Source organism: Cyanobium sp. BA20m-p-22, assembly GCF_024346275.1.
GTDB lineage: Bacteria > Cyanobacteriota > Cyanobacteriia > PCC-6307 > Cyanobiaceae > Cyanobium_A.
This window is the reverse complement of the sequence record NZ_JAGQCQ010000183.1, coordinates 1-7,445: the sequence shown is the minus strand read 5'-3', so window position 1 is coordinate 7,445 and position 7,445 is coordinate 1. Positions and strand designations below refer to the sequence as shown.

The 7,445-nt window shown below is 66.1% G+C and carries 11 protein-coding genes and 1 pseudogene; 7 read left to right on the top strand and 5 right to left on the bottom strand.

The genetic code is table 11. The features are described 5' to 3' along the window. A pseudogene (locus KBZ15_RS14710) lies at positions 1 to 175 on the bottom strand (photosystem II D2 protein (photosystem q(a) protein)); the annotation flags it as partial. A gap of 159 nt (positions 176 to 334) precedes the next feature. Here KBZ15_RS14710 and KBZ15_RS14705 point away from each other — a divergent pair. Both KBZ15_RS14705 and KBZ15_RS14700 read left to right on the top strand, forming a co-directional pair. After that, complete coding sequence (locus KBZ15_RS14705; RefSeq protein ID WP_197151128.1) at positions 335 to 883, top strand: photosystem I assembly protein Ycf4; 549 nt, start codon at positions 335 to 337, stop codon at positions 881 to 883. Next, positions 883 to 1,599 carry a peptidylprolyl isomerase gene (locus tag KBZ15_RS14700; protein ID WP_255015955.1) on the top strand — a complete coding sequence of 239 codons (717 nt, stop codon included), beginning with the start codon at positions 883 to 885 and terminating at the stop codon, positions 1,597 to 1,599. The genes KBZ15_RS14705 and KBZ15_RS14700 overlap by 1 nt, the downstream gene beginning before the upstream one ends. Here the strand turns inward: KBZ15_RS14700 and ilvN are convergent. Together ilvN and KBZ15_RS14690 are read right to left on the bottom strand one after the other, a co-directional pair. Beyond that, complete coding sequence (gene ilvN, locus KBZ15_RS14695) at positions 1,596 to 2,126, bottom strand: acetolactate synthase small subunit (RefSeq protein WP_255015954.1); 531 nt, start codon at positions 2,124 to 2,126, stop codon at positions 1,596 to 1,598. The two genes, KBZ15_RS14700 and ilvN, sit on opposite strands and share 4 nt — an antisense overlap. A gap of 36 nt (positions 2,127 to 2,162) precedes the next feature. Then, positions 2,163 to 3,137 carry an alpha/beta fold hydrolase gene (locus KBZ15_RS14690; RefSeq protein WP_255015953.1) on the bottom strand — a complete coding sequence of 325 codons (975 nt, stop codon included), beginning with the start codon at positions 3,135 to 3,137 and terminating at the stop codon, positions 2,163 to 2,165. Here KBZ15_RS14690 and KBZ15_RS14685 point away from each other — a divergent pair. From KBZ15_RS14685 to KBZ15_RS14670, 4 genes are all read left to right on the top strand, one after another. Then, positions 3,137 to 4,291 carry a N2,N2-dimethylguanosine tRNA methyltransferase gene (locus KBZ15_RS14685; RefSeq protein WP_255015952.1) on the top strand — a complete coding sequence of 385 codons (1,155 nt, stop codon included), beginning with the start codon at positions 3,137 to 3,139 and terminating at the stop codon, positions 4,289 to 4,291. The genes KBZ15_RS14690 and KBZ15_RS14685 overlap by 1 nt on opposite strands. 22 nt (positions 4,292 to 4,313) lie before the next feature. Further along, a complete protein-coding gene (gene petM / locus KBZ15_RS14680; protein ID WP_197151115.1) occupies positions 4,314 to 4,415 on the top strand; it encodes a cytochrome b6-f complex subunit PetM in 102 nt (33 codons plus the stop codon). A gap of 65 nt (positions 4,416 to 4,480) precedes the next feature. Next, positions 4,481 to 5,443: an NAD(P)H-binding protein gene (locus KBZ15_RS14675; protein ID WP_255015951.1), complete on the top strand. Its 963-nt coding sequence runs from the start codon at positions 4,481 to 4,483 to the stop codon at positions 5,441 to 5,443. A 66-nt stretch (positions 5,444 to 5,509) separates the two neighbouring features. After that, on the top strand, positions 5,510 to 5,725 hold the full coding sequence (locus tag KBZ15_RS14670) for a hypothetical protein (RefSeq protein WP_197151111.1): 216 nt from the start codon (positions 5,510 to 5,512) through the stop codon (positions 5,723 to 5,725). Between the two features lie 6 nt (positions 5,726 to 5,731). On the opposite strand, the gene KBZ15_RS14665 is transcribed toward KBZ15_RS14670, so the two are convergent. Further along, the gene (locus KBZ15_RS14665; protein ID WP_255015956.1) at positions 5,732 to 6,367 is read right to left on the bottom strand and encodes a pseudouridine synthase; all 636 of its coding nucleotides are present in this window, start codon (positions 6,365 to 6,367) and stop codon (positions 5,732 to 5,734) included. A 197-nt stretch (positions 6,368 to 6,564) separates the two neighbouring features. Between KBZ15_RS14665 and infA the strand changes: the two genes are divergently transcribed. Then, on the top strand, positions 6,565 to 6,831 hold the full coding sequence (gene infA / locus KBZ15_RS14660) for a translation initiation factor IF-1 (RefSeq protein ID WP_094560946.1): 267 nt from the start codon (positions 6,565 to 6,567) through the stop codon (positions 6,829 to 6,831). Here the strand turns inward: infA and KBZ15_RS14655 are convergent. After that, positions 6,828 to 7,445: thioredoxin domain-containing protein (locus KBZ15_RS14655; protein ID WP_255015950.1), on the bottom strand; the 618-nt coding region annotated here is incomplete at its 5' end. The two genes, infA and KBZ15_RS14655, sit on opposite strands and share 4 nt — an antisense overlap.

The window sequence follows — 7,445 nt, the reverse complement described above, 5'->3', positions numbered from 1 at the left end:
TGTACCACGAAGTAACAAAAGTGGTGCCGGTGAGCCAGCCGCCAAGGGCGAGATAGGCGGTGGGGAACAGGAGCAGACCCGACCAACCGACAAAGACAAAGCGGTCGCGCTTGAGCCAGTCATCGAGGACGTCGAACCATCCCCGCTGTGGCGCGCGCCCTAGAGCGATCGTCATGGTGATGAAACGGTGCGGAAAACCCGCGGAAACTGAAGGATTACCGGGCGATGGTAACAACGCTGGGGCGGATCGCGAGGCGCTTCGCAATGCGCTGCAACGGCAGCTCCAGGCCAGGCTGCGACCCGTCAAGATAATCAGGATTGACTGCATGCCCCCATGGCTCCTACCCCAGTGACCGAGTCACTTGAGCTGCCGGTGTTGGGATCGCGGCGCCTCTCCAACGTGCTGGTGGCCCTGGTGGTCACCGTTGGAGGGATCGGCTTCCTGCTCACCAGTGGCTCCAGCTTCCTTGGCACCGATCTGCTGCCAATCGGCCACCCGGCCGAACTGATCTGGGTGCCCCAGGGACTTGTAATGGGGCTCTATGGCCTGGCGGCCATGGCCCTTTGCACCTACCTCTGGGTGGTGATCGGCATCGACGTGGGGGCTGGCAGTAACTGCTTTGATCGCTCGGCCGGTGTGGCCACGATCAGTCGCCGCGGTTTCCGCCAGGCCATCAGCGTGGAAATCCCCCTGCGGGACATCCAGGCGGTGAAGGTGGAGGTGCGTGACGGCCTCAGCCCACGCCGCCGCCTGGCCCTGAAGGTGCAGGGTCGCCGTGACATGCCCCTCACCCGCGTGGGTGAACCGCTTCCATTGGCCGATCTGGAGCTCTCTGGTGCCCAGCTGGCCCGCTTTCTGGGTGTCCCCCTGGAGGGAGTTTGATGGCAAGGATTTGGTTGAGTCGTCTTTTCCTCGGCGGCTTGCTGCTACTGGTGCCCTTCAGCCTCGGAGCCTGTGCCGCCGATGGCGGCACAGGCTCCGATCTGGGCTGCAGTGCCTCCAGCACCCCCTGCCTCAAGGGCACGGCCACGGTGGTCTTGCAGACCAGTAAGGGGGAGGTTCAGCTCCAGCTCGATGGCGCCGCTGCCCCACTGACGGCTGGCAATTTCGTCGATCTGGTCAACCGGGGCACCTACAACGGCACCGTGTTTCACCGGGTGGTGAGGGAGCCGGTGCCCTTCGTGGTTCAGGGGGGGGACCCTGCGAGCGCCGATCCCAAGGTTTCCGCCAGCCAATACGGTCTCGGCAGCTTCCTGGATCCGGCCAGTGGCGAAGCCCGGCTGATTCCCCTGGAGATCAAGCGCAGCGATGAACCCGCTCCCCGCTACGGAGAGCCGGTCACCGCCCCTGGGGTGACTAGCAAGCTGGATCTGGTCCACCAGCGTGGAGCCGTGGCGATGGCCCGTTCAGCCGATCCCAACTCCGCCAGTGCCCAGTTTTATGTGGCCCTCCAGGCCCTGCCTGAACTCGATGGCCGCTATGCGGTTTTCGGCCGCGTCAGCAAGGGGATGGAGGTGGTCGACCAGATCCGCCAGGGAGACAAGCTGATCAAGGCCTCCGTGGTGGCAGGCGGAACCCTGGTGCAGGGCAAGCCCTAGGCAGGCACCCTCTTGTTGGATGCGGAAATCTTCAGGAATGCCGTGTTCACACCAGAGGCCCGCTCCAGGGCAACCTTGCCCGTGCGCGCGATCTCGAGGATGCCGAAGCTCTCCATCACCTGCTCCAGGGCCACCAGTTTGCCTGGATCGCCCACCACCTCCAGGGTCAGGGCGTCGTCGGCCACGTCGACCACATTGGCCCGGAAAACCTGGACCAAATCCAAGATGGCGCTGCGGCTTGCGGCCGGCGCCGAAACTTTCAGCAGCATCAGCTCCCGCTCCACTGCAGGGATTTTGCTCAGGTCGATCACGCCCAGCACATTGACCAGCTTGTCGAGTTGCTTGGTCATTTGTTCGAGGGTGTGGTCGTCACCCTCCACCACCATGGTGAGACGGGAGCTTCCTGGTCGTTCGGCAGGCCCCACTGCCAGGCTCTCGATATTGAAACCCCGCCGGGCGAATAGACCGGAGATGCGACTCAAGGCCCCGGATTCGTCTTCCACCAACACAGAGAGGGTGTGTTTCATCGCCTGAGTAACCCGCTGCGCTAGCAAGGTTCCAAATTACCGCCCAGGGCTGGCGGCGGGGCCGCACCCTGGCAGCTGGGCCAGCCATTGCAGAAGCAAGGCGTTGAAGGCGTCGGGATGCTCGTCATGGGGGCAGTGGCCGCTGCCTTCGATAAGTTCCAAGGGCAGGTCGGGTCGCAACCGCCCCACTTGCTCGGCCACCAGCACGGGCACCAGGCGGTCTTCAAGACCCCAGATCAATAGCAGCGGCTGGCTGAGCCGCTTCAGCAGGGCCGGTGCGGTGGCGGCCTGGGGCCTCAGCGCCATGGCGATGCTCATGGCCCGCAGGGCCCTTACGGCTCCGGGTCGCCTGGCGGGTTTGGCAATCACCCGGTGCAGTTCCCCGTCACCGATCACCGCGGTGCGGTAGGCCGATTGGATGCCTAGGTCGAGCAGGGGTGAATGGGCCAGCAGCGGCACCAGCAGCTCCAGCGGCAGCAGCCGGCAGAGCAGGTTCACCAGCCAGCGCCGCAGGCGCCGCAGCCAGGGCCTGCGGCGGGGATGGCTGCCGGCCGGCGGCAACATCAAGCTGGGATCGGGCAGGGGCGCTGCCACGACGGCCCTCACCAGATCGGGGAAGAACACGGCACAGCTGAGGGCGACCAACCCCCCAAGCGAATGGCCCACCAGCACCACCGGGGCCTGCACCACCTGCTCGATGAAGGCCCGCAGCTGTCTGGCCCAGAGGCGGTTGTCGAGCCAAAGGGCTGGTTGGCTGGAGGCTCCAAAGCCAATCAGGTCGAGCCCATACACCCGCCAACCCGCGGCGGCCAACACCGCGGCGTTGCGACGCCAGTGGCCGCTGCCGGCGGCGAAACCGTGCACCAGCACCAGGGCCGGCGAGGCCCTATCCCCCAGCACCCGCCAGTGGCAGCTTTGCCCAGCCCAGCGCCACTCGGCATGGACCCCCCAGTCGGCACCGCTATTTCTGTGGCCGCTGGCCGAGGGGTCAGGCTGGTTGCTCCGAGTCATTGGTCGATCCCCTGGGCAAGCAAGCCGACGCTCACTATTGCGAAGGGTTGGCCCGGCTGCAGCCGGGCAGGGGCTTTTTTCGACCGGAATCTCGCCCCTCCCGCGATCTGGGGGTGCTGCTGGCGCGCCGGTTGGCTGAGCGGGGGCCGCTGCGGGTGCTCGATGCGATGGCGGGCTGCGGCATCAGGGGTTTGCGCTACGGCCGGGAGGCGGGGGCAGCGGCGGTGTGGGTCAACGACGCCGATCCAGACCGGCTACCCCTGCTCGAGGCGAATCTGGCTGGCCAGGCCGGACTGCGCTGCACGGCCCTCACGGCCCAGCACCTGCTGGCGGGATGTCTGCAGCGGCAGGAGCGCTTTGAGTTGGTGGATCTCGACGCCTTTGGCTGCCCCGCCCCCTTGCTGGCCCTGGCGTTGGAGGCGGTGGCCTGCGATGGCGCCCTCTATTTCGCCAGCACCGACGGCCGCTCCCCTACCGGCCACGACCGCCCCGCGGCGGTTCGCAAGCTGGGGGCGGCCGCCCGGGCCCATCCCGCCAGTTGGGAGCTGGCCCTGCGTCTCCAGCTCGGCAGTGTGGCGAGGGCGGCCTGGGCACTGGGGCGTGGCCTCGAGCCCCTGTTCAGCTTCAGCGAGGGCCGCACCTTCCGCACGGCGGTGAGGCTGCGGCGCCGGGCCAGTCGCGCTCAGGAGGCCCAGTTGGGGATGGTGGCCCATTGCCATGGTTGCGGCGACCAGCAGGTGCAGGAGCTGGTTCGGCTGCGCCAGTGGCAGGGGTGCCTCTGCCCTGCAAACCAGGTGCCGCCGCTGGCGATCAGCGGACCGCTCTGGATTGGGCCCCTGCAGGATCCAGGCTTCCTGGCCGCGATGGCCGCCGACGACAACTCGATTCTTGGGCCCGGCAGTGCCCGTTTGCTCGCCCAGTTGGCCGCCGATCCAGGCCTGCCCGCCCGCTGCTGGCCCACGGCGGAGCTGGGCCGCCGCCTCGGCTGCGGCCCGCCGCCCCTGGCCGACCTGGTTGCCTCCCTGCGGACCAAGGGTTGGCTGGCTCAGGCCAGCGGAGTGATGCCGGGCCAGTTGCGCAGCGATGCTCCCTGGGGGGAGATTTTGCAGACTGGTGGCCAATTAGTTGGAATTGCTCCGGGCGCTGCTAGATAGGGAATTGTTTGCCCGTCGGCCCATGGCCTCTGAAATCTTCGGTACCGCCGCCCTCTTCTGGGTGTTGATACCGATTGGCTTGGCGGGTGGTGCCCTGCTGTTGAAACTGGCTGATAACGACTGAGCGCCCCTGGCCCTGACGTTTGGGCTCTGCGGACCCCTAGGCTCAGGCCCGCTTGATCTTTGGCAATGCGGGTTCTGGTGGTTGGCGGAACGGGCACCCTGGGGCGTCAGGTTGCTCGCCGAGCCCTCGATGCTGGCCACCAGGTGCGCTGCATGGTGCGATCCCCACGCAAGGCATCCTTTTTGCAGGAGTGGGGTTGCGAGCTCACCCGCGGTGATCTGCTCGAACCCGACAGCCTGGTCTATGCCCTTGAAGGCCAGGAAGCTGTGATCGATGCGGCCACGGCCCGGGCCACCGATTCAGCCAGTTCCTATGACATCGACTGGGGCGGCAAACAAAATCTCTTCTCCGCCTGCAAGGGCGCCGAGCTGAAGCGACTCGTGTTTGTGTCCCTGCTGGATGCGCACCAGCACCGCGAAGTGCCGCTGATGGATATCAAGGCCTGCAGCGAAGACTGGCTGATGGCCTCGGATCTGGACTACACGATCCTGCGGGGGGTTGCCTTCATGCAGGGGGTGATCAGTCAGTTTGCGATTCCCGTGCTGGAGAGCCAAACGGTTTGGGTCAGCGGTGCGCCCACCCCGATTGCCTACATGAATACCCAGGACATGGCCCGTTTTGCCGTGGCGGCCATCGACCATGCCGAAACCGTGCGCCAGGCCTTCCCGGTGGTGGGTCCGCGCGCCTGGACCACCAGTGAGATCACCCAGCTCTGCGAGCGTTTTACGGGTAAGGAGGCCAGGGTGTTCCGGGTGCCGCCGGCCCTGTTGGGGCTGATGCGTTCGGTGACCGGCTTTTTTGAGGCGAGCCTCAACGTGGCAGAGCGGTTGGCTTTTGATGCGGTTACCGGCGGCGGCCAGGCCCTCGATGCGCCGATGGAGGCCAGCTACGCGGCCTTCGGCCTCGACCCTGCCGAAACCACTGGGCTGGAGGCCTATCTCAAGGAGTACTACGACACCATCCTCAAGCGCCTGCGCGAGATGGAAAAAGACCTCGACAAGGAAGCCAAGAAAAAACTGCCCTTTTAACAGTTCAGGTGTACTATTCGGCTAGGGCTGCTTTGTTCTGCCCCTGCGCTCTACCCAGTAACCAAGATGTCGGTTGCCCAGATCAAGAACCTCCAGCGTCGACTGGCCAATCTCGAGGCCGAGGCCATCGAAGAGCTCAACCGGGCCTGCGGCCATGAACTCTGGCAGTCGCTGGGTTTTGATGCTTTTGATGGTCTTGACGACGGCGACCGCCGTGCCCGGGCGAACTACTACTACGGCCAGCTGCAGACCGTAAGAGAGCTCAAAGATGTGGTGGGCTGAGTCCCCCTAGTCCCCTGGGCTGGGAGCATGCCTCAAAATCTGGTCCAGCCGTTCCGATTCGGTGCTGTTGGCATGGCGCCATTCGCCCGGGGCCAGGCCGGCCAAATCCAGCGGCGGCTTGCCATCGAGCAGGTCAATGGCGACGCGGATCAGGCGCAGGGTGGGCAGGCCAACCGAGGCGGTCATGCGCCTCACCTGACGGTTGCGGCCCTCGCGCAGCTCCAGCTCGAGCCAGCTGGTGGGCACGTTGATCCGGTGGCGAATTGGCGGCTCCCTTGCGGGCAGCGCCGCTGCCGCCAGCTCTGCGGCGGGCAAGGCCCGGCAGCGGGCCGGCCGGGTGCGCTGACCCTGGATCAAGACGCCCTGGCATAGCTGGCCCAGGCCTACCTGCAGCTGGGCGGCATTGCCTTCCACCTGGGCCCAGTAGCGGCGCCAGTGGCCGAAGGTGGGATCGGTGAGGCGCTGTTGCAGCCGTCCTTTGCTAGTCAGCAGCAGCAGCCCTTCGCTGTCTGCATCGAGCCGCCCGGCCGCATAAACCGCTGGGATCTCGATGAATTCAGCCAGGGAGCGCCAGCGGCTGGCCGGTTCTGGGCTGAACTGGCTCAACACCCCATAGGGCTTGTGGAAGAGAAGGGTGGTCAGGGTCCTGAGCTCAGCTGGTCTGACGGGCCTTCCAGAGATTCACCAGGCCAATGGAGATCAGCAGCAGCCCCAGGTCCATCGAAAGCGGCGGCAGAACCATGACAGAGCCAGGGAGGCATAGGAGTGCAGACCCTATCGCCCGGAGCGGCTGCAATTAAGGTGATGGCAGCGATTCATTCCCAAGCCAGCGCCCCCGCATGATTGAGACCTCCGGTGTGATTGAAAAGGAGCAGGGCAACGGGTTTTACCTGGTCACCCTGGAGCAGCCGGCTGGTCACCAGTGCCTCTGCCGCGCGGCGGGCAAGCTCACCAAGTTCCGGATCAAGCTGCTGGCGGGCGACAAAGTGCTTGTCGAGATCAGCCCCTACGACCTCACCCGTGGCCGGATCACCTATCGGGAGCGCAACGCGGCCGCCGGTCCGCGTCCGGGCGGCAACCGTCCAGGCGGCCCCCGGCGTCGCTAGGGCCCCAGAAGGCCTTCGATGGCGGTCTTGAATTCGCTGCGCTGCTTCACGCCGCGGAAGGTCTGCTTGAGCTCCTTCTGGAAAAAGAGCTGCACCGTGGGTGTTCCGGTTACCCCGGCCTGGGCGGCGATCTCCTGATCGGCTTCGATGTCGATCTCCACTCCCTGGGAGGCACCGCCGAGTTCGTCGAGCACCCGCTTGAGCTGGGGCTTGAGCACGTGACAGGGCCCGCAGGTGGGAGAGGTGTAGACCACTAGCAAGGGCTTGTTGCTGTCGTGGTACAGCTTGCGCAGGGCATAGCCGCCCTTCTGCCAGAGGGCAGCGGGGTCGTAGTTGGTTTCGTCGCTTTCGGCCGTGCGCCGCGGTTCCCCCACCTCGGCGGGATCGACCGGCTCGTGGCTGACGGTGACCGCCAGATCGTGGTGGCTGAGCCAGCGTTCGGCGGCCAGGGCCGCCTGGCAGCCGCTGCCGGCCGCGGTGATGCCCTGGCGCCATTCGGCATCGGCAACGTCGCCGGCCGCGAACACTCCCTCCATGCTGGTTTCAGGGCGGCCGGGCCTGGTCACCAGGTAGCCGTGCCCATCCACCTCCAGCTGGCCTTTGAGCAGGCGGGT

Coding starts and splice junctions, on each gene's coding strand:
- KBZ15_RS14705 (WP_197151128.1), top strand. CDS start 335: ATGGCTCCTACCCCAGTGACCGAGTCACTTGAGCTGCCGGTGTTGGGA.
- KBZ15_RS14700 (WP_255015955.1), top strand. CDS start 883: ATGGCAAGGATTTGGTTGAGTCGTCTTTTCCTCGGCGGCTTGCTGCTA.
- ilvN (WP_255015954.1), bottom strand. CDS start 2,126: ATGAAACACACCCTCTCTGTGTTGGTGGAAGACGAATCCGGGGCCTTG.
- KBZ15_RS14690 (WP_255015953.1), bottom strand. CDS start 3,137: ATGACTCGGAGCAACCAGCCTGACCCCTCGGCCAGCGGCCACAGAAAT.
- petM (WP_197151115.1), top strand. CDS start 4,314: ATGGCCTCTGAAATCTTCGGTACCGCCGCCCTCTTCTGGGTGTTGATA.
- KBZ15_RS14675 (WP_255015951.1), top strand. CDS start 4,481: ATGCGGGTTCTGGTGGTTGGCGGAACGGGCACCCTGGGGCGTCAGGTT.
- KBZ15_RS14670 (WP_197151111.1), top strand. CDS start 5,510: ATGTCGGTTGCCCAGATCAAGAACCTCCAGCGTCGACTGGCCAATCTC.
- infA (WP_094560946.1), top strand. CDS start 6,565: ATGATTGAGACCTCCGGTGTGATTGAAAAGGAGCAGGGCAACGGGTTT.